The sequence below is a fragment of the Belliella baltica DSM 15883 genome (assembly GCF_000265405.1).
Taxonomy (GTDB): domain Bacteria; phylum Bacteroidota; class Bacteroidia; order Cytophagales; family Cyclobacteriaceae; genus Belliella; species Belliella baltica.
Genome location: NC_018010.1, coordinates 471,023 through 493,833, shown reverse-complemented (window position 1 = coordinate 493,833; position 22,811 = coordinate 471,023). Strand labels below are relative to the sequence as shown.

Genomic DNA, 22,811 nt, shown 5'->3' with positions numbered 1-22,811 from the left:
AATATTACCAATATTTTATTTGGTGAATTAACACATCTAATTGTTTTGTGTCAATGAATTCACACTTTCATAAGTGAATCCATAAAAAAGGTATTGTTTTTTCACATTTCTAATAAAATCGAAAAATTTTAACTATTCGAAAAGTTCAATCGTTTTCGGTTGACGATATGGTAAGAATTCTTATTAAATATTACTGATTACAAAAAAATACCATAATTCTGTTAACACTCCTTATTTCAAAAGGCTCTATCTGTATATGTTAAAAATTGCAAAATTAAAATTAAACATCCAACTTGGAGGAGAAATTAACTATTAAACCAAACCGTTTTTTTCAAAACAACAAACCCTATGAGAAATTATTTACAAAAAATGAAGGTGTTTCTGATGGTTACTATGCTGCTTTTTGCTGCGGTAATCACAGCAAATGCACAGAGCAGGGAGGTTTCAGGTACAGTCCTGGATAAAACCATGGGTGAACCCCTTCCTGGAGTAACAGTTTTGGTCAAAGGTACGACCAGAGGAACAAACACAGACCTAGATGGAAAATTCACAATTCCACTTCAGTCGGGAGATCAAGTATTGGTTTTTTCTTTTGTAGGTTTTACTACGCAAGAAATCACTGTCGGTAATCAAAGTATCATCAATGTAGAGCTTGAAGAAGATATCACTTCCCTTCAAGAAGCTGTCGTGATTGGTTATGGTATTCAAGATAAAAAGGAAATTACCAGTTCGGTAGCGAGCGTTGGTGTGGAAGGCTTCAACAAAGGTAACTTCCCTAATCCACAAACTTTGCTTACAGGTAAAGTAGCTGGTTTGAATATTTCTGCTCCAGGAGGTTCACCTAATTCGCAGCCTACAGTAAGATTAAGAGGTATTTCATCATTTGGTGCAAATTCTTCCCCACTTGTGGTTTTGGACGGAGTAATTGGTGCATCAATCGATGCAGTCGATCCAAATGATATCGAAACAATAGATGTTTTGAAAGATGCATCTGCTGCCGCTATATATGGTACAAGAGGTGCTGCTGGTGTGATTTTGATCACAACAAAACAGGGAAGCACGAAAAAAGGTTTTTCAAATGTAACAATCAATACTTTTGGTACAGCGGAACAAGCTACAGGCTTAATCCCAGTTTTGTCTCCTGATGAATTTAGAGCGAGAAGACCTGCGACTGCAGATTTCGGTCAAAACACCAATTGGAGAGATCAAATTTTGAGAACTGCCCTGAACGGAACTACAAACGCGTCACTTTCAGGAGGTTTTGAAAACACTTCTTACTTTGCTTCAGTTAATTATAGAAGTAATCAAGGAGTTGTGAAGAATTCGGGAAGAGAGACATTGAATACAAGATTGAATTTATCGCATGGTGCGCTAAATAACAGATTAAGAATGAATGTAAACCTGACATTTACAGACACAGAAGCAAATGACGTACCTGGGGAAGCCATGCTTTATGCTACTATTCTTAACCCAACAATGCCTGTTTTTGACAATTCTCCTAATGGCTTGTTGAATGGAGGATTTTTTCAGCCAACTGGTTTTGATAACAATAACCCATTGGCGCTGATCAACACGAGAACAAATCAAACCAAAGTAAGAAATGCTTTATACTCGTACAGAGCTGAGTTTGATATTACAGATGAATTGATTGTTTCGGCACAGTTCTCTCAGGATGTTTTGAATACTTTGAATGGTCAATATAGTTCAAGATTAGATGGAGCTCCAAATGGAGGTGGAGCAAATAATGGTATCGCTCAACAAAATACTTTTGATAGAACAAATACAATTGTCTCTGGAAATTTAAGATATGAAAAAGAGATATTTGATGGTTTGAACATGTCACTTTTGGGTGGTGTTGAAACCCAGCTGTTTGACGAGAGAGCCTTTGGTGCTCAAACAAGACAGTTCTTATTTGATCAAGGGTGGAACAATTTAGGTGCAGGCGGTATCAGATTTGGTGCAAACACAAACCTTTACAGTAATGCAACAAAATCAACCTTGAACTCAGTTTTTGGAAGAGCGAATTTCAATTTTAGAAACATTTATTTCTTCTCTGCAACATTGAGATCTGAAACATATTCAGGTTTTGGTTCTCAAAATCAAACTGGTTATTTCCCAGCATTCTCTGCTGGTGCTGATTTGACTCAAATATTTGATATGGGTCCATTCAATCAGTTCAAGTTGAGAAGTTCATTTGGTATCGTAGGTCAGTTGCCTCCATCTCCAACATTGGCAGTGGGTATTTATCAAAATGGAAATAGAATCCAACTAGATCCAACCAACTTAAATACTGCTTGGGTAGCACCAGTTCAAGTTACCAATGCCAATCAATTCTTGCAGTGGGAAACTACAAGAGAATTAACCTTCGGTTTGGATTATGCGTTATTTGACGGGAAAATTTCCGGTAGTATGGATTACTACAGAAGAAATATCCAAGATTTGTTATTTGATGTTGGGGTAAATATTGGTCAGCCAAACCCTTTCAATCCAAGAGCAGATCAACCAGGACAGTTTTTTCCTTACACAGCGGGGTCTATTTGGGCTAACATTGCTGGCTTGAACAGTGCTGGTTTCGAATTTTTGATGACAGCAAACGAGATTAACCTAGGTTCTGGAGTGACATGGACTCCAACGGCTATTTTCACAATCTACCAAAGAGCCAGAATTCAAGACATTGGAGCTGGAGGTTTGACCTTGCCTGAGATTAGAAGAGGTGTTCCTGGTGCTCCTGGAGTTAATAATTCTCAAGTAATCAGAAATCTCGAAGGTGAAAGAGTAGGTGACATCTACGGGCCTAGATTAGAAGGGATATTGGATGATGGAACTACAGTTTTATCAACAAATAGCCCTGACGAATTCGAAGTTTTAGGAAATGCCTTACCTACTGGTGACTTTGGCTTTACTAACCAATTCAATTATAAAAACTGGGATTTGAACTTCTTATTAAGAGGTTCTTGGGGACATCAAATGTTGAATTCATTCAGATTATTCTATGAAGGTGATGGTAATGCGACTTGGAACTCAGTAATTACGAAAAATACGCCAACAAATCCAGTGATTTCAAATGCACCTAGTCAAATCTCTGATTTCTACATTGAAAGAGGTGATTTTGTAAGATTAGACAACTTACAACTAGGCTACAATGTGCCAACTAGATCTGGTGCGATTTCTAATTTGAGACTGTATGCAGGTGTTCAAAATCTATTCACCATTACAAACTTTACTGGTGTAGATCCTGAAGTTAGATGGGCCGATGGAGGTGACCAATTGGCACCTGGTATTGAAAGAAGAGATACGTATTTCATTCCTAGAGTTTGGACTACAGGATTAACAATAACCTTTAAATAACATAAACTAATTTATACTATGTTACGATCAATAAAAACGATATGTGTAGGAGGACTCGCAGCGCTGACCATGGTGTCTTGTGAGCTAGAGCAGGAAGTATTGACAGGGATCACTCAAGAGAGATTGGCAAGTGAAGCTCCACCTGAACTTGCTGAGGTATTGAAGCAATCGGCTTACAGTCAATTGATGGGAAATGGAAGCTGGGGTGGACACGGTGGTTTCTACAGTTATCAAGAAATCACCTCTGACGAAATGGCAATTCCTGTAAAAGGAGGTGACTGGAACGATGGCGGTGTTTGGGTAAGAGCGCATAGACACACTTGGAATGTGGATGATGGAGAATTAAATGGAGTATGGGATACTCCTTTTAGAGTAATTGCAGAGACGAATTCATTGATTCAACAATTTCCTGATATTCAAGAATTGGCTGGAGAAATGAAAGTTTTGAGAGCTTTCAGTTATTTGGTCCTACTAGATAATTTTGGAGGAGGAATTCCCCTAGTTATCGAAACGACCACTGATCCAAACCCTCCGAGTTCATCGAGACAAGAGCTCTTTGATTTCATCGAATCAAGTATACTTGAAAATGCTGAGATTTTGACTAAAGATAACAGAAGAACAAACTTGAACTTCTGGACTGCTCACATGATTCTTGCGAAGCTTTATTTGAATGCTGAAGTATATATCGGACAATCTCGATTAGCTGATGCCAATGCCATGCTTGATATTATAATCAATGATGGTCCATATAGTTTAGCTCCAAATTATTTCTCAAACTTTGCGACCTCAAATCAGAACTCGGTAGAGAATATGTTTACACTTCCTTATGATGCAAACAATGCTCCTGGATTTAATATTCACCTAATGACTTTACATTACGAATCTCGAAAGACATTTGATTTAGTAGATCAGCCATGGAATGGATATGCAGCTTTGGAAGAATTTTATAATAGCTATGAGGATGACGACTTAAGAAAAGATAACTTCCTAGTAGGACCTCAGTTTGCTCTAGACGGTGTTACGCCTTTATCTGATGAAGCTGGTTTTGATGGAGATCCAGATGGTGTGGAAGTGAATTTCACTCCAGAGATCAACGAGCTAGAGCCAGTTGCATTCAGACAAGCAGGTGCTAGAGTAAATAAATTTGAAATAGCCATCGGTGCGCAGTCTGAGCTTAATAATGATTTTCCAGTATTCAGATATGCTGATGTTTTATTGATGAAGGCTGAAGTATTATTAAGACAAGGAGATGCAGCTACTGCCTTAACTTATGTAAATCAAGTAAGACAGAGAGCAGGAGTGGAACCTTACACTACCTTGACTTTAGACAATCTTCTTGAAGAAAGAGGTAGAGAATTATTCGCAGAAGGTTGGAGAAGATCCGATTTGATCAGATTCAATCGTTTTGGGTCTCCTTGGTGGGAAAAACCTAGTTCTACCGCGACTAGACACATTTTCCCTGTTCCTTTGAATAAAATTCTGTCAAATACAAATTTGACTCAAAACCCAGGATATTAATAATTAACCCTATATATTATCACCAAAAAGAAGTGTGCACATGCACACTTCTTTTTAATTATACCGCTGAATCAATTTAGTTTTCAGAAAAGGATTAGTTTTACTTTCAGTAAATCCATGACAGTCACCTCCAAACCTTCCTTCGTTTATATTCTTATTGCTTTGCTGCTGTTGAGTTCCTGTACAGTAGAGGAAAAGGAAGTGCTACTTTTTGAGTTGATGGATAAAGAAGATACTGGAATAGACTTCACCAATCAACTTACCTATACAGAGCAATTTAATCCATATACTTTCAGAAATTTTTATAATGGTGGAGGGGTAGCTCTTGGAGATATCAATAATGATGAATTAACAGATATTTTTTTCGCAGGGAATCAAGTGGGGAATAAGCTCTATTTGAACAAAGGGAATTTTGAATTTGAAGATATTACAGAAATTGCAGGTTTAGCGGTTGAAAACATTTGGTCCACCGGTGTCAGTATGGCCGATGTCAATGGAGATGGCTTGCTGGATATTTATATTTGTAAATCAGGGCCACTTGGTGGCGAACAAAGGCATAACGAGCTTTTTATAAACAATGGTGACCTGACTTTCACAGAAATGTCTCAGGAATATGGATTATTTATCGAAGGAGAAATCAGAGATATTAAAAAAATCCGAACTCAAGAAGGATATAAATTGGCAGTAATTAGAAATAATGATAGCTTGATTTTGCTTGATAAAAATTAAATAAATTTAGAAAATAGAAAAGTATGAAATTGAAATTGGTTCTCTTCATTTTAGGTTTTGGTTTGCTTTTTTCCTGTGATAGAAAAACAGAATATGAAAAAGTAAAACAAAGGGAATTGGAATCTGGGAAAGTCTATGATGATCTATTTCTAGGTTTAAAATTTGGTATGCCTAGAAAAGACTTTTTTGTGGCCTGTTGGGAGATGAATAAAGATGGAATTCTGACGAATGGTGCACATGCACTAAAAGTCCAGTATAAACTGGAGATGCCTTCAGGGAAAATGGCAAATATGTATTTTTATCCTAAATTTGAAGAGGGACGAATTTTTTATATGCCAGTGGAATTCCAATACAGAGACTGGTTTCCAACAAATCCTGAATTTAGCTCTGAGAATTTAGTAGATGATGTTGTGGGTTATTTTGAGCAATTATATGGAAATGGATTTTTCAGAGTAGAAGATTCAAAAGGGACTTTTGCTATGGTTAAAATCGATGGAAATAGACTGATTCGCATTTATATCAAAAATTTGAGTGGCGTAAGAGTAGATATCTTGGACTTGAGAATAAAGGATATTAAAGATATTGCTTCATGAAATTAGTTGGAAAAACAGTTTCTTTCTTTTTACTAGCTGCTGTTTGCATTTCATCTTGCAAAAAATATGAGCAGAAGAGCGATGCGCTATTTGAATCTATTCCATCTTCTAGTTCGGGGGTGACTTTCAGCAATGACCTTACGTTTGATGAAGATTTCAACATATTCACTTATAGAAATTTCTATAATGGTGGAGGAGTCGCTTTGGGAGATGTCAATAATGACGGACTTTTGGATATCTATTTTACTTCCAACCAAGGAGAAAATAAGCTTTATCTCAATGAAGGAGACTTTAAATTCAAAGATGTAACGGATGAAACAGGTGTTACAGGAACGAGAGCGTGGAGCACAGGTGTGGCCATGGCTGATATCAATGGTGATGGTTTGCTGGATATTTATGTGTGTAATTCAGGTGATTTGGCTGGTGATAACAAGCAGAATGAGCTTTTCATCAACAATGGAGACGGGACATTTACCGAAATGGCGGAAGCTTATGGTTTAGCAGATCAGGGTTTTTCTACCCACGCTGTCTTTTTTGATTATGACAACGATGGGGACCTTGACATGTATTTGCTCAACAATAGCTATACTGCTATCGGGAGCTTCAACAAAATGCAGAATGAAAGGCCAAGAAGGGATCCTGTCGGAGGCGATAAATTATTCAGAAATGATGGAGACAAGTTCACTGATGTCAGTGAAGAGGCCGGGATTTATGGAAGTTTGATTGGATTTGGATTGGGAATTACGATTGGTGATGTAAATCAAGATGGCTGGATGGACATTTTTATTTCCAACGATTTTTTTGAGAAGGATTATCTCTATATCAACAATCAAGATGGGACTTTCACAGAAAGTTTGGAGACATATATCAGGTCAACCAGTGCAAATTCCATGGGTGCAGATATTGCAGATGTCAACAACAATGGTTTTTTGGATATTTTCGTGACTGATATGCTACCCGAGCCTATGGATCGCTTGAAGCAAGTCATCACTTTTGAAAGCTGGGATAAGTTCCAATTCAATATTCAGCATGGTTACCACTATCAGTACAATAGAAACATGCTCCACGTCAATAATGGTGATGATACTTTCAGTGATATGGGAAGATTATCGAATTTGGAAGCTACAGATTGGAGTTGGGCAGCTTTATTTTTTGACATGGACAATGATGGTCTCAAGGATGTCTTCGTAGCAAACGGAATCTATCAGGATATTACAGACCTCGATTATCTGAATTTTATCGACAATGAAGAAACCAAGAGAAAAATCATCACCCAAGAAGGTGTGGATTATAAAGCTTTGGTTGACCCGATTCCTATAAATCCTGTTTCCAATTATGCTTTCAAAAACAATGGGGATTTGGTTTTTACAAATGTCATTCATGAATGGGGCATGGGAGAGGCTATTCACTCCAATGGATCGGCTTATGGGGATTTGAACAATGATGGCGCCTTGGATCTTGTCATCAATAATGTTAATAAAGAAGCATTAATCTATAAAAATAGAAGTAGAGAGTTTTTCCCTGAAAATAACTTCTTACAGATTGGATTGAAAGGAAAATCAGGAAATACAGCAGCCATAGGTGCACAAATCAGACTCAAATCAGGTGATCAGATTTTCTATCAAGAAAATATGCCAAACAGAGGATTCCAATCTTCTGTGGACCCTAAATTGACTTTTGGCTTGGGATCAGTTTCAAAACTTGATGAAGTTCAAGTGAGATGGCCTGATGGAAAAATATCAGTGCTCAAAGAAATCATAGCAAATCAGCTCCTTTCTTTGTCTTGGGAAAATGCAGTAGAGCGTTCTGAGGAAAGAGATTTTTTTGAAATACCAAAACCCAACATATTCGAAAAAGGGAAAAACATCCTAGATTTCACCCATGTTGAAAATCAATTTGTGGATTTTGATCAGGATAGATTGACATACCATAAACTTTCCACAGAAGGTCCGAAAGCCACTTTTGGAGATGTCAATGGAGATGGTTTGGAGGATGTGTACTTAGGTGGTGCTAAGGGTTCTGCAGGACAATTATTTCTCCAATCATCAAATGGAACCTTCACCAAATCCAATCAGCAAGCATTTGAATTGGACAAGGTAGCAGAGGATACAGATGCTATATTTTTTGATGCTAATGGAAATGGATTCTTGGATCTTTTTGTCACTTCAGGAAGTAATGAAGCGGCTTTCGGTACTGCAGAATTAGCGGATAGATTATACTTGAATAACGGAAAGGGCAAGTTCACAAAAGCTGAAAATAATGGTTTAGGATCTTTGCGTCACAGTACTTCCGTCGTCAAAGTAATGGACATCAATGGCGACGGAGCGATGGATTTGTTTGTTGGTGGAAGATTGATCCCTTTTGTTTATGGAGTAAATGCGAGCAGTTTTATCCTCGTCAATGATGGCCAAGGGAATTTCAAAGATGCGACAGGAGAATTTGCACCTCAACTAAAGGAAATTGGCTTAGTGACAGATGCCGCGTTGGTGGATTATGATGGTGATGGAAAAGAAGATTTGATTTTAGTAGGAGAGTGGATGGCTCCGACATTTTTCAAAAATACGGGTAAGCAATTAGAGAAAATTGAAATGCCTGAAATGCAAGCATATAAAGGTTGGTATCGAACTATTCAAGCTGGAGACTTTAACAATGACGGCAAACCTGATTTTGTGTTGGGAAATCAAGGGCTGAATAGTAGATTCAAACCAACTGACCAAACCGCTGTGAGAATGTTTGTCAATGATTTTGATCAAAATGGAAGCGTAGAGCAAATCTTCACGAAGCAGTCAGGCGATAAACATATTCCTTACACTTTGAAACATGAACTTGAGAAGCAAATCCCAATCATCAAGAAAAAATATTTGAAATACAGTGCTTACAACAAAGAAGCTTTAGAGGGTATTTTTCCTGCTGAGGTATTGGGGAATTCGGTCATTCAAGAATTCAATTTTGCTTCATCTGCAATCATGATGAACAAGGGAGCAGGACAATTTGAAATTCAAGCTTTACCGAGAAAAGCACAAAGATCTTGGATGTTTGCAGCATTGGTGACCGATGTGAATGGTGATGGAATTGAAGACATCATCATGGCAGGAAATCTTGCAGGAGCCAAACCTGAAGTAGGTCAATATGATGCAAGTTACGGGGAAGTCTTGATTGGTAAAGGAGATGGGACATTCGATTACCTCGAAAATAGAAATCATGGATTGAAACTTGAAGGAGATATCCGAGACCTCCATGAAGTAAAGATCAAAGGTCAAAGAATGCTGATGGTCGTGAAGAATAATAAACCCCTTGAATGGTGGGCATATTAGTAATCAGTTATTAAGTTATTGGTTAATTAGGGATAGGTAATTGAGTAATGATTTGAGATTTTAACATTGAATGAATAAATATATAATTGGTCTTGTTTTCTTTGTATTGCTTTCTTGTTCTAAAAAGGAAGAGGAGGAGAAGCTATTCTCTTTGTTACCTTCATCCCAAACAGGCATAGATTTCAGGAATGATTTGGTTTCCACCGAGGAGATGAACATTCTCGAGTACTTGTATTTTTATAATGGAGGAGGTGTGGCCGTAGGTGATATCAACAATGATGGTTTGGTGGACATTTATTTCACTTCCAATCAGGGAGAAAACAAGCTTTATCTCAACAAAGGGGAATTTCAGTTTGAAGACATTACTCAAAGTGCAAGCGTAACAGGAGATGGCGGCTGGTCCACAGGAGTGACTATGGCGGATGTGAATGGTGATGGCTTGCTAGATATCTATGTTTGTCAAGTTGGAGATTATAAAGGGCTTTCAGGGAGAAATAAACTCTATATCAATAATGGAGACTTGACTTTCACCGAAAGTGCTGCTGCTTATGGGATTGATTTTATGGGTTTTTCCACCCATGCATTATTTTTTGACTATGACCAAGATGGAGATTTAGACCTGTATTTGCTCAATCATTCCATCAAAAAACCAGAGGTTTTCACTCACGCAGATACCAAATTCAATAATCAAGATGAAAAAGGTGGAGACAAACTCTTCAAAAGTCTAATTGCTCAAGGAGAGCTGAAAATGGAGGAAGTAACCTCAGAGGCGGGGATTCTGTCAAGCAGTCTTGGGTTTGGTCTGGGAGTTGGGATAGGTGATGTCAATGGAGATGGATGGATTGATATTTATGTGTCCAATGATTTTACGGAAGATGATTATCTCTACGTCAATCAAGCAGACGGGACTTTCAAAGAATCTCTGAAAGAATACATCAGCAGTACAAGTCGCTACAGCATGGGCAATGACATCAATGACATCAATAATGATGGCTTGCCTGACATTTTTACTACAGACATGCTTCCCGAAGATCCTACAATTTGGATGAAATCTATTGGTGAGGACAAACAGGAAGTTTATGATATTAAAAAGAAATTCGGCTATGGGGATCAATATGTAAGAAATCACCTTCAACTTAATCAAGGCAATCAGCGCTTTGCTGAGATCGGTCTTTTGACAAATACATTTGCCACGGACTGGAGTTGGTCTCCCTTGATTTTTGATATGGACAATGACGGTTACAAGGATATTCATATCACAAATGGCATTGTCAAGCGGCCAAATGATCTAGACTTTGTTCAATACAGTCAGTCACCCAATCCAAATCTGACAGAGGAGGAAGTTTCTAATCGCTTGATCGAATTACTCCCAACCATGAAACTTTCGAATTATACTTTCCGAAATGGAGGGGATTTGGATTTTGAAAGTATATCAACAAAATGGGGCCTAGATCAGGTTTCTTATTCTTCTGGATCAGCGTATGCAGATTTGAATAATGATGGAGCATTAGATTTGATAATCAATAATATCAATGATCAGGCTTTTATTTATCAGAATAAGTCGAAAGAAATTTTGGGTAATAATTTCATCCAAATTGATCTCAAAAGTGATCAGAATAATTCATTTGGGATTGGTGCCGAGGTGACGATTTATGCTGAGGGTGACAAGTTTCATCAGATGTTGAGTACGTCAAGAGGTTTTCAATCAGGATCTTCAACAACCCTGACTTTTGGTTTAGGGAAAAAAGAAAAAGTAGACTCTGTTCTTGTCAGATGGAATGCATTAGATTTAGAGATTTTCTATGAAAACACAATCAATAAGAGGTATCTATTGAAGAAAGGAGAGGGTAAAGCGTATGTTCCTAGAATATTAGAAAAAGAAAATGTTTTTACTGTAGTTGACTTAGGCATCGATTGGACGCACAAGGAGAATCTTGAATTTGACGACATGCGTCGAGAATATTTGATTCCTAGAAAATATTCTACCGAAGGTCCAGCTTTGGCTGTTGGCGATGTGAACAATGACGGTTTGGAAGATTTCTATCTTGGTGGGGCAAAAGGTCAAGCATCAGTACTTTACCTACAACAAACAAATGGTACTTTTGCACCTCAGGAAAATCCTGTTTTCGAAATGTTGAGTCCCGGAGAAGATGTAGTTGCGGAATTCGTAGACTTGAATGCAGATGGGTTCCTTGACTTGTATGTAGGTAGTGGAGGAAATGAACATCCAAAGGGACATCTTTACAATTTCGACCGCCTTTATCTAAATGATGGTAAGGGAAACTTGAAATTTTCTCCAAACTCTCTATCTCCATTAGGAGAGAATACCTCTTCCATCGCGATCCATGATGTCAATAGAGATGGTACTTTAGATATCTTTGTGACTGCTGCTGTTGAGACGGGGAATTATGGCGCCAAACCTTACAGTTACCTTCTGATCAATGATGGAAAGGGAAATTTCAAAGATGAGACGAGGAAGTATTTTGGGGATTCATTTCATCCTGGAATGCTTCAAAAAGGTGCTTGGATTGATCTCGATGGAGATCAACAAAAAGAGTTGGTTTTGATAGGAGAGTGGACTGCAGTCCAAGTATATAAGCAAAATCAAAAAGGTACTTTTGAGCAGATCATCATAGATGAAAAAGCGGGGCTTTTCAATGCTGTAAGTTCTTTTGAAAATAAAGGAGAAGAAATAATCCTTTTGGGGAATCTTGGTGAAAATAGCAAGTTGAAAGCGAGTGTTGAGAAACCATTATGGCTTTATCACCATGATTTTGATAGCAATGAACAGGAAGATCCGCTGATTTTTCATTATATGGGAGAGCTATTGGTGCCGTTTGCATCGAGAGATGATCTGATCAAGCAGATTCCAAGTGTGAAGAAAAAGCATGCGAGTTATGTCGAATATGCCCAAATCAAAAAGCCAGAAGACCTATTTGACACAAATATCCTCAAAGAAGCCTCAAAGTACAAAGTGGAAAATTTACAATCTGGGTTATTGATCGAGAATAAGTCGGGAAAATATGAGTTCAATCCATTCCCAAAAGAAGGTCAATTTGCACCCATTAAGGATTTCTACACCTGGAAAAAAGATGGAGAAAGACACATCCTTTCTGTTGGAGGATTTTATGGGTTTAGAAATGATTTGGGAAGAGTTGATGCGATGCCGATGGCTCATTTTATTTATAAAGATGGACAAGTTTATTTTCAGGAATTGAGATTGGATTACAATCAGATAAAAGGAGAATATCGAACTATAAGACCTTTAACTATTCAAGGTAGATTACATCTTATAGCAGTCAGAAATAATGCTAAACCAGTTATTTTGAAGGTGAATTGAGATTAGCTGAGTATTGTAAATTTTGCCACTCTAACAAGTATTATGTAATTTTAAAATTAATATTGAAGCATTTGAAAATGAGATTATTGAAAAATATATATGGTGTTTTTGTTTTAGCGGTTATGCTATTTTCCTGCCAACCAAAAGACTACTCCAATGCGATAAGTGATGGTTCTTACCAGTTTGCTGCGCAGAATAAATTGACTGAGATCATCATCAACGATATTTTTTCTCCGCCTGTCGCTAGCAGAATTTACGCTTATCCAGCCATTGCGGCTTATGAAGTGGCTGTTTTGGATCGTTCGGGAGAATACCAAACGCTAATGGGACAATTGAATGATTTTGAAAAGACGAATTTTGAAATAGAAGAGAATGTTTATCTTCCACTTGCTTCACTAGCTGCTTACTATAAAGTGGGAACAGCATTGATTTTTTCTGAAGAATTGATGCAAGAGCACAGGGAAAAAACTTTCAAAGAACTGAAATCCAAAGGTATTCCAAATGATGTTTTTGAAGCCTCAGTTGCTTTAGGGGAACGTGTAGCAGATCATGTCATTGCTTACTCCAAAAAGGATAATTATCACCAAAGTAGGTCTTTTCCAAAATACTCAATCAGCAATGATCCGAATGCTTGGCAGCCCACACCTCCGATGTATATGGAGGGGATCGAACCACATTGGAACAAGATTAGACCTTTTGTCTTGGAAGCTCCTGACCAATTTAAGTCAGAGCCTCCAACTGCATTTGATTCGGAAAAAGGAAGTGATTTTTATAGAGAGGCAGAGGAGGTTTTTAATGTGGTCAAGAACCTAACAAAAGAACAAAGTGACATCGCGTACTTTTGGGATTGCAATCCTTACAAAGTAAATGTAAAAGGTCATGTGATGTTTGCGGAGAAGAAAATAACTCCAGGAGGGCATTGGATGGGAATTGCAGCGATTTCTTCCAAGACAGCAAATCAAGATTGGAAAGGAGCTGCAGAAACTTTAGCCAAAACATCAATTGCTGTTTTCGATGGATTTATTGCTTGTTGGGATGAAAAGTACCGAAGTGTGCTAATCCGACCTGAAACGTATATCAACAAATACATCGATGAAGATTGGTTGCCTGTGTTGCAGACGCCACCATTTCCTGAATACACCAGCGGGCATAGCGTCATCAGCTATGCTGCCTCGGAGACATTGACGAGTTTATTTGGAGATAATTTCCACTTTGTGGACTCTACAGAAGTTGCTTACGGGCTACCTGTACGAGAATTTAAGTCTTTCAGATTGGCAGCAGATGAAGCCGCAATCAGCAGAATGTATGGAGGGATTCATTATATGCCTGCTATAGTCAATGGAGCTTCCAAAGGAAAAAAAGTAGGAGAGTTTCTCATCAATAAAATTGATACAAAAGCAGAGAAATTGGCAGCTAATTAATCTTTTGGAATACGAAATGTATCAGGTCTTTTTTTCTTTTTCTACTTAAATAATGTAATCATTTGATTTCCAGCTTCTGTTGACTGTCGTCGGAGGTCTGTTGACAATCTCCGTATAACTTAAAGAATGAAAGATACTTACTTGGATTGCGGATAATACAATAGAAAAATAAAATATTTAAATAGATTCAGCCTATTTTTGTTCTTTGATAAAAACTGAATGCGATAATGGATATCATTTTAAAGTATTTTCCTGACCTTACGGCAAAGCAGATTGAGCAATTTTCTCAACTTCAGGATTTGTATGCTAATTGGAATGAAAAAATCAATGTGATCAGCAGAAAGGATGTGGATCATTTTTATGAAAGGCACGTACTTCATGCGATGTCCATAGCCAAAGTGATGCAATTTGAGCCGGGAACAAAGGTATTGGATATCGGCACAGGTGGAGGTTTCCCGGGTATTCCCCTCGCAATATTGTTTCCTGATACTCATTTTCATCTGGTAGATTCCATTGGAAAGAAAATCTCCGTTGTCAAAGATGTGGTGAAGAAACTGAAGCTTTCCAATGTGGAAGCGCAGCAAGTCAGAGCGGAGAGTTTGGTTAGAAAATATGATTTTATAGTCAGTAGGGCAGTAACACGATTTGCTAATTTTCTTCCATGGGTAAAAGGAAAATTCAAAAAAGAAGATTTCAACGAATTCCCAAATGGCATTTTCCTGCTAAAAGGCGGTGATATTGATGAGGAAATGGAAGAAAGAAATGTAAGCTACGTAACCTATCACCTGGATGACTATTTCACCGAAGAATTTTTCGAAACAAAGAAAATAGTCTTCGTCCCTTGGGAAGGGAAAAGGTAGAGAAAAGGATGAATTTAGAGGGATGAAGGATGAAATGGAATTAATATGACAATCTCATAATCTCGTAATCTCTTAATCTTCCAACCCTAATAACCCAATCAACCAATTACAAATTGCTATTCCCAATGACCTACCTCGAAAAAGCAAATGCAGCAGCTGCATACATTCAATCCCAAATTAGCCAACAAGCGGACACTTTGGTGATATTGGGTTCTGGTTTGGGTGGATTTGTGGAGGTTTTGGAAGAAGCTGTTTCTATTCCGTATGTTCAGATTCCATATTTTCCTGTTTCTACAGTAGCTGGTCATTCAGGTGAGTTGGTGCTGGGTAAGGTTGGAGACAAATGGATCTGGGTAATGAATGGCAGATTTCATTATTATGAAGGCTATGAATTGGGTGAGACCGTATTTCCTTTAAGAGTTTTGAGTTTGTTGGGAGTAAAAAATTTGGTCGTATCCAATGCTGCGGGTGGCTTGAATCCTGATTTCAAAGTAGGTGATTTGATGCTGATCACTGACCATATCGACAAGTTTCCATCTAATTCACTCAGAGGTAAAGATGCTACAGATTTTGGAGTAAGGTTTCCCGATATGAGTGAACCTTATGATCTAGCTTGGAGAAACCTAGCTAAGGAAAAGGCAAAATCTTTAGATATCAACTTACAAGAAGGCACTTATACAGGCGTAACAGGCCCAAGCTTGGAAACTAAAGCAGAAATCCGATACTACAGAAATTTGGGCGGTGATGCGGTAGGGATGAGTACTGTCCCAGAAGTGATCGCTGCTAATCAGATGGGTATGAGAGTTCTGGGTATCTCCGTCATCACCAACGAATGCAATCCAACTGACAACAAGCTATTTGCACATGAAGATGTGGTAGAAGTAGCCACAAGATCTGGGAAAGCAATGCAGGAGTTAGTGAAATTAGTTTTGGAAACTAAAATTTTTTAAACTGATTATCAATAAGTTGTGTTATTCTTTGAATTTTTTTCAACTAAATATTATTGGGGGGGGTAAAATTTACTAATTTACGAAAGAATTAAATAGAGCGCTCAATTTTTAGTTCAACCCAGCCAATGGTTGGTTTGGGTAATTGTTAAAACAATAAATTATTTGATTATGAAAAAGATTAAAGTTTTCACAGTTGTATTGTTAGGTGTTTTAGGTAGCCTAGGAGCGGTAAGTACTAGTTATGCCGGATGTGAGGGATTTATTATTGGTCCCAGTGGCGAACTCATCACATATTCCAAGTCATTAGGTGATGGTTCATGTATGGGGTGTGATTTGGATTGTGTAATCACAACTCAACCTTAAATCGAAATTAGCCAGCTAGCATTAGATTGCTGAAATAGCTGGCTATTTTTTCATTTTCTAGATTTTAAATTTAAAGAATAATATGAAAAATATTTGGGTTTTATTTTTATGTGTAACCTTTCTGTCTTGCGATAGAAGCGTGTCTAAAGTGTATAATTATCAAGAATATCTTTCAAAAAGTGATTTTTCAATCACTCTAGACCAAGAATCAGATTATAATTTTTATTTTTTTGAAGAAATAGAATTAGATGGAAGTAATTATTTATTAAGATTAAATAATGCGAATAAATGTATCTATCAATATAGTTTAGAAGACGGGCAAACGGTTAAAAAAATTTGTTATCCAAGTGAAGCACCTACTGAGTTGGATTTTATACAAGGGTTTACATTCGTAAATTTGGATAGTATTTATTTATACCGCCGTGGAAGTTTAAGTGGTATTACTTTGATCAACGATAGGTCAGAATTTTTGAATAGTTTTAATGCTATTTTTGATTCTAACAAAACAAATGATAAAATAAATAATCATATTTCAATACCGAAATCGCCAACATACTTTCATAATAAAAAGCTCAATTTTATAAAATACCCTGTATTTGATACTAGAAATCCAGATAATTTAAATAGCGATTTTCTATTTTCAATAGGAGTTGACATAGATGAAAAGACGATCGATTATAATGAAAAGTCAACATTCCCTGAAAATTACCAAAAAAAAATATGGCCAGTATATAATTTAGGTTTATCGAGAATTTTTGACAATATCAATGAAAGAGAGATATATTCTTGGGATATGTTAGATACTATTGAAATTAGAAATAGGAATGGAGAACTTTTAGATAAAAAATTTGCTGGAAGTAAATATTCAGAACCAAACGTAAGTCTGTCTAATAAACTAGAGAATAAAGAGGAAATTAATTCGTTCGTCAATTCGTCAATTTACTATTCTATAAAACATGATCCCTATTCAAATCTCTATTATAGATTTTTTAGAATTCCATTAGGCAGAGAATTAGGAGATATACCTCATTATGCGTTCCCTTCTGATGGAAATGACTTTTCTATAATTGTAATGGATAAAAATTTCAAAATTTTAAATGAAGTTGTATTTCCAGGAAAGAAATATAAACTCGAACAAGCGTTCGTTTCAAAAAATGGAATTTACTTACCGAAAACTAATTCTTTTGATACAAATCTAAATGAAGATGAAGTACTTTATGATATTTACAAATTATTTTAAGCTTTTGCTTTTATTTTTATTTATTACTTCATGCTCTAATAATGAAGGTCTTCTTAACAATAGAGTTAAGAACTTGATAAATACCCTTGATTTAGATTCAAGTAAACCTATATTAATTTTAGGTTTTGATAAGTGTCCAGTTTGTAAATCAAATGCTCAGTCTGGAAGTTCTATTTTGGAAAATTTAGATATTTCTGTAGTAGTTGTTTCAAGGTCAAAAAAGGATATTCTTTCATTGGGGGAAATTAAGAATTTATATGTGGATAAGGATTATCATTCCGTGAGCCAAAATCTTTATCATTCTCTCCCAACACTCTATTATCAAAAAAAAGACACTAATTACGATTCACTTACAATCAATGATTTTGAATATTTAAAAGTTTTTGAAAAATGAAATATCTAACTATAGCATCCATCCTATTTTTTCTGACATTTACAGATTTATTCTCTCAAGAATTGATTCAAAAATTAGATGTTTCTGTTAATGAATTAGAAGGTTTTAAGTTTGATCAATTATGTTCAGATGGAGAAAATGTATTCACATTGGGAAATTCTACTGATGGATATTTTCTTTTTGAATTTAGTCGCAATTCGGTTAAAAGAAAAATTGAAATTCCTTTAGGAATACCTCATTCATATAAAATTTTTGAAAAATCAATTCATGTTTACACTACCATGCCTTCAAAGATTTTTATCTTTAATCGAAAAGATAATAAGCTTGAAAAAGAATTTCTTGTTAAAAGCCCTTTGAATATGGTATTAGAACATGTTTTTGATTCAGATGAATCTGGTAATTATTGGTTTTATACTACTGCACCATTTTCAATTCCGGGCAAAGCAAATGAACTAAAATCCACTAGTGTTATTTTTCAAGGCAATATTGAAAATGCTCAAAATAAAGAAATATCAAGATTTAAGTTTAGTGACGATATTGACTATCTATCTGTAAAAAAAATTGGACAAAAGATTTATTTATTAAACCGAAACGACTCTTTATTGAAATCACTGGATTATGGATTTCTTCAAAAAGAACAGTTGATACCAATTAATAAGATTAAAAGATCTTATATTCAGCCTGAAAAATTAAGTATTGATGAAATAAAAAAAATGACTTCTCAAGAAAGATCCGAGTCAATGGGTTATAAATATTCCGACTTTGTCGTGATAGAGGATGAAATTATTACCTTAAGCAGTAGAATTGTTGCTTCAAATGAATACCATATTATAGGTGGAAGAATAAACTCGAAAAAGGATATATACAATTCAATCAGTTTAAATGGGTTGAATTTTGATTCAGAAGGAAAATATTTTGGTCATAGGGTCATAGCTAATCACATACATTTTTTTAAAGGAATGGTAAAGGATTTGAAATAAGTTTTGATGTCTAGTATGATACAATAAAAATCCCCATTCACTGGGGATTTTTTTGCTACTTCCCTACATCTGCTTAACTTCGTCTGATAATTTTCAATAAGCGTCCATGTCCCTGATCGTTCAGAACCTTACCAAAATCTATGCGCAGCAAAAGGCCCTTGACCAAGTTTCCTTTGAAGCTGAAAAAGGGCAGGTTTTGGGTTTCTTAGGTCCTAATGGCGCTGGGAAATCCACCACCATGAAAATTGCCACAGGGTTTTTATTGCCAGATGAAGGGGATGTGCTGATCAATGGGATTTCTGTAATGAAGTCACCCCAAGCTGTGTCCAAGCTTATCGGCTATTTGCCGGAGCATAATCCGCTATATTTGGATATGTATGTGAGGGAGTTTTTGGGATTTATAGCAGGACTTTATGGAATAAAGGGGCAGCAAGCAAAAAAGCGAATCGATGAATTGATTCCGCTTTGTGGTTTGGAAGTGGAAGCACACAAAAAGATCCATCAACTTTCTAAAGGATATAGACAGCGTGTCGGATTGGCCAAAGCACTGATCCATGATCCTGAAGTAATCATCTTGGATGAGCCGACCACAGGTCTAGACCCTAATCAATTGGTGGAAATACGTGCTTTGATTAAGAAAATTAGCAAGGAAAAAACCCTGATTCTCAGCACACACATCATGCAGGAAGTGGAAGCCATCTGCGAGAAAGTAGTGATTATCAACAGAGGAAAAATTGTAGCTTCTGACCTTTTATCCAATCTAAAGTCTGAAGCGGGTAAAGTAGCACTGACTTTAGAAACAGAAGAGCCTTTAGAATTGGATTGGTTTGAGGGGATTGGAAAAGTTGAATTTGTGTCTAACAAGCAATTTGCTGTTTCCATTCTCGTTGATGAAGTAGCTGTTGCAAGAAAGGCTTTACTTCAGCTCGTGCAAGAAAAAGAACTGAATTTGATTAGCATTCAGCAAAAAGAAAAGAATTTGGAATCTATTTTTCAACAAATCACCCAAAGCAAATAATTTGATGCGCGCATTGTATTGGAAGGAAATCAACGCTTTTTTTGGGAACCTTTCAGGATTCCTAATTTTAGCTGTTTTCCTGATTTCCATTGGTTTGATGGTCTGGGTTTTTCCTGATTCGTCAGTGTTGGCTTATGGTTTCGCGGATTTGGAGCCACTATTTGTTTATACACCTTATGTTTTCACTTTTCTGATTCCTGCGATCACGATGAAGATGATTGCAGAAGAAAGAAAATCAGGGACTTGGGAAATTTTGAGAACTTCACCACTAGGAGATTTGGCAATTATACTAGCAAAGTTTCTAGCCGCATTTACACTGGTTTTTATCGCCGTGTTACCCACTTTAGTCTATTATTACAGCATTGTGCAGCTAGGTGAACCTGTTGGGAATATAGATCATGCTGGATTCTTTGGTTCTTGGATTGGACTGCTGTTCATTGGTGCAGTATTTTCAGCCATGGGGGTTTTTGCCAGCGCATTGACAAGCCATCAGATCATTGCGTTTATCTGGGGAGTATTCATGATTTTCTTGCTTTACTTTGGGCTGACGGCTTTGGTGCAGCTGCAAGTGATGTCTTCTTTTGCACTTTTGCTGGAGGAGTTGAGTTTGAGTTACCACTATGAAAACATGAGTAGAGGAGTGATCGAAGCGCAAAATGTAGCTTACTTTCTCTCCATCATGATATTGATGTTAGGTTTGACTGTTATTTTGATCCGAAGAAAATGAAAAATAAGAGCAGCAAGCAAATCCTTAAAATTCTCGGCGTCATCCTCTTGACCATTGTTGGGATCAATGTACTTTTCAGTTTGATTAATCTTAGAATTGACTTGACAGAAGAGAAAAGATATTCTTTGCATCCTGCGACCATTGATGTTTTAGAAAATTTAGAAGAACCACTTGAAGTAGAGATTTTGCTCAATGGCGATCTGCCCGGAGGGATGCGAAGATTGCAAAGATCCGCAGAGCAAATGGTCAGGACATTCAATTCCTACAGTTCACAAAAGATAAGTTTTTCCTATTTGGATCCCCTTACACTTCCAGCAGCAGAGCAAGAAGATTTTGTTGTAGGGTTGACGGAATATGGAATACAACCCACCAATCTGTTTGTCACAGAAGATGGGGGACAAAAGTCAAAAATGATTTTTCCTGGCGTGCTTATCAAAGATGTAGAGTATGAAACAGGAGCTTTGATCTTAAGAGGAGAAAAAGGCATGTCACCTGATGAGATTTTGAATAACTCTGTCGAAAACCTTGAATATGAGTTGATCAATGCGATCCGTAAACTTGTCAGTAAACAGCAATATGCTGTTGGCATGTTGATGGGCAATGGTGAGTTGGAAGGTGATGATGGGTTTGGAATTGTGGAGGCCTTGGTGGAAGATTTTGAGGTGTTCAAAATTCCACTGGATCAAGCCAAAAAAGTGGATGATTTAGATCCTTTCGATGTTTTGATTATCTCCGGACCAAAAGAAGCCTATGATGAAAGGGAGATTTACCTTGTTGATCAGTACTTAATGAAGGGCGGAAATTTGATCATTCTTCCCAATTCACTCGCATATAATCTGGATGAAGCCGGTGGTGAGGGGACTGTTGCAATGCCATTTGAAAATGGTTTGGATCAGCTTCTTTTTCGCTATGGAGTCAGAGTGAATAAGGATTTTGTCCAGGATATGAATTTTGGATATCATCCTGTGATGGCTGGAAATTTTGGTGATCAGCAGCAGTTGGTACCTTTACCTTGGCCATTTTATATTGCAGCAGGAAGGATGGCCAAGCATCCCGTGACCAAAGGACTGGATCAAGTGATTTTCAGGTTTACGGCAAGTTTGGATACTGTAAAAGCAGATGGGGTTAAGAAAACACCTCTTATTTTTGGTTCCGATTTTAGCAGAAAGTTGACCGCGCCAGTAAGAGTAGCTTTTCAGGATATGGAAAATGGTCCTGAATTAGAAAGTTTCGGTTTGAAGAATCTCCCTTTGCTGTATTTATTGGAAGGCGAATTTACTTCAGTATTCAAAAATCGATTTTTACCGGTTGGGATTTCGAAAGAAAGCTTTTTAGAATCAGGAAAAGAAGGAAGAGTTTTAGTTGCCGGAACAGGAGGGCTTTTTGAAAGTTCTATCGATCCTCGTAGTGGGGAACCTTTACCCTTGGGTATTGATCCTTTTTCCGATTCGCAATACGCCAATCGCTTATTGCTTCAAAACATGATTTCTTACTTGGTCGAGCCAGATGGCATCATTGCGACAAGAACGAAACAATACCAAATCAGGCCATTAAATAAGGTAAAGGTCAGTCAAGAAAAAACCAAATGGCAGCTGATTAATGTGATTTTGCCAGTTGTTATAATAGGTTTACTTTCATTGGTTTGGATGTTCTCTCGCAAAGGTAGAAGAGGTGCAAAGGATTATAGTTGAAATGTTTATTTTGATTGTCAGATTATAAAATCGAAGTATTGAAAAGTTCGACGGCTTGACAGAGATTAGATACATCGGTTTTTATGCGATTCACCGACCACGAAGTGGTCAAACCTTTCAATAGAAGCCTCGGGTGAAACCCATGGGAATAAATGACAAGTCACTACCAATTTCCGACCTTAAAAGGGTCGAATTCTCATTAACAAAAAGTTTAACCGTTTCAAAGGTATTGATCTCCCCTTCGTGTTACGTCCTGAAATTAGTTGACACTTTTTTTATTGATTTCTCTTTATTTTCTTCAGGTATTCAATTGCCCCTTCAGGGC

Annotated in this window: 16 protein-coding genes; all 16 read left to right on the top strand. The window is 37.0% G+C overall.

What is annotated here, in order from left to right; genetic code table 11:
• Nucleotides 1-348: 348 nt before the first annotated feature.
• Nucleotides 349-3,348 carry a SusC/RagA family TonB-linked outer membrane protein gene (locus BELBA_RS02290; protein ID WP_014771138.1) on the top strand — a complete coding sequence of 1,000 codons (3,000 nt, stop codon included), beginning with the start codon at nt 349-351 and terminating at the stop codon, nt 3,346-3,348.
• 18 nt (nt 3,349-3,366) lie between these two features.
• Nucleotides 3,367-4,866, top strand: coding sequence for a RagB/SusD family nutrient uptake outer membrane protein (locus BELBA_RS02285; RefSeq protein WP_014771137.1), 1,500 nt, complete (start codon nt 3,367-3,369; stop codon nt 4,864-4,866).
• Between the two features lie 117 nt (nt 4,867-4,983).
• Nucleotides 4,984-5,595, top strand: a complete 612-nt coding sequence (locus BELBA_RS02280) for an FG-GAP repeat domain-containing protein (protein ID WP_014771136.1) — start codon at nt 4,984-4,986, stop codon at nt 5,593-5,595.
• A 23-nt stretch (nt 5,596-5,618) separates the two neighbouring features.
• Nucleotides 5,619-6,188: a hypothetical protein gene (locus BELBA_RS02275; RefSeq protein ID WP_014771135.1), complete on the top strand. Its 570-nt coding sequence runs from the start codon at nt 5,619-5,621 to the stop codon at nt 6,186-6,188.
• Nucleotides 6,185-9,502: a VCBS repeat-containing protein gene (locus BELBA_RS02270; protein ID WP_014771134.1), complete on the top strand. Its 3,318-nt coding sequence runs from the start codon at nt 6,185-6,187 to the stop codon at nt 9,500-9,502. Before BELBA_RS02275 ends, BELBA_RS02270 begins: the two co-directional genes overlap by 4 nt.
• Nucleotides 9,503-9,572: 70 nt before the next feature.
• On the top strand, nt 9,573-12,842 hold the full coding sequence (locus BELBA_RS02265; protein ID WP_014771133.1) for a VCBS repeat-containing protein: 3,270 nt from the start codon (nt 9,573-9,575) through the stop codon (nt 12,840-12,842).
• A 77-nt stretch (nt 12,843-12,919) separates the two neighbouring features.
• Nucleotides 12,920-14,263 (top strand): vanadium-dependent haloperoxidase, encoded by a 1,344-nt coding sequence (locus tag BELBA_RS02260; protein WP_014771132.1) that lies wholly within the window; start codon nt 12,920-12,922, stop codon nt 14,261-14,263.
• A 227-nt stretch (nt 14,264-14,490) separates the two neighbouring features.
• Nucleotides 14,491-15,123, top strand: a complete 633-nt coding sequence (gene rsmG / locus BELBA_RS02255) for a 16S rRNA (guanine(527)-N(7))-methyltransferase RsmG (protein WP_014771131.1) — start codon at nt 14,491-14,493, stop codon at nt 15,121-15,123.
• 125 nt (nt 15,124-15,248) lie between these two features.
• On the top strand, nt 15,249-16,073 hold the full coding sequence (locus BELBA_RS02250) for a purine-nucleoside phosphorylase (RefSeq protein WP_014771130.1): 825 nt from the start codon (nt 15,249-15,251) through the stop codon (nt 16,071-16,073).
• Between the two features lie 168 nt (nt 16,074-16,241).
• Nucleotides 16,242-16,436 (top strand): hypothetical protein, encoded by a 195-nt coding sequence (locus BELBA_RS02245; protein WP_014771129.1) that lies wholly within the window; start codon nt 16,242-16,244, stop codon nt 16,434-16,436.
• 82 nt (nt 16,437-16,518) lie between these two features.
• Nucleotides 16,519-17,676 carry a DUF4221 family protein gene (locus BELBA_RS02240; protein ID WP_014771128.1) on the top strand — a complete coding sequence of 386 codons (1,158 nt, stop codon included), beginning with the start codon at nt 16,519-16,521 and terminating at the stop codon, nt 17,674-17,676.
• The gene (locus tag BELBA_RS02235; protein WP_014771127.1) at nt 17,642-18,070 is read left to right on the top strand and encodes a hypothetical protein; all 429 of its coding nucleotides are present in this window, start codon (nt 17,642-17,644) and stop codon (nt 18,068-18,070) included. Before BELBA_RS02240 ends, BELBA_RS02235 begins: the two co-directional genes overlap by 35 nt.
• Nucleotides 18,067-19,050 (top strand): hypothetical protein, encoded by a 984-nt coding sequence (locus BELBA_RS02230; RefSeq protein WP_014771126.1) that lies wholly within the window; start codon nt 18,067-18,069, stop codon nt 19,048-19,050. The genes BELBA_RS02235 and BELBA_RS02230 overlap by 4 nt, the downstream gene beginning before the upstream one ends.
• 106 nt (nt 19,051-19,156) lie before the next feature.
• On the top strand, nt 19,157-20,068 hold the full coding sequence (gene gldA / locus BELBA_RS02225) for a gliding motility-associated ABC transporter ATP-binding subunit GldA (protein ID WP_014771125.1): 912 nt from the start codon (nt 19,157-19,159) through the stop codon (nt 20,066-20,068).
• Nucleotides 20,069-20,072: 4 nt separating this feature from the next.
• On the top strand, nt 20,073-20,795 hold the full coding sequence (gene gldF, locus BELBA_RS02220) for a gliding motility-associated ABC transporter permease subunit GldF (RefSeq protein ID WP_014771124.1): 723 nt from the start codon (nt 20,073-20,075) through the stop codon (nt 20,793-20,795).
• Nucleotides 20,792-22,486, top strand: coding sequence for a gliding motility-associated ABC transporter substrate-binding protein GldG (gene gldG, locus BELBA_RS02215; protein WP_014771123.1), 1,695 nt, complete (start codon nt 20,792-20,794; stop codon nt 22,484-22,486). The genes gldF and gldG overlap by 4 nt, the downstream gene beginning before the upstream one ends.
• Nucleotides 22,487-22,811: the final 325 nt, after the last annotated feature.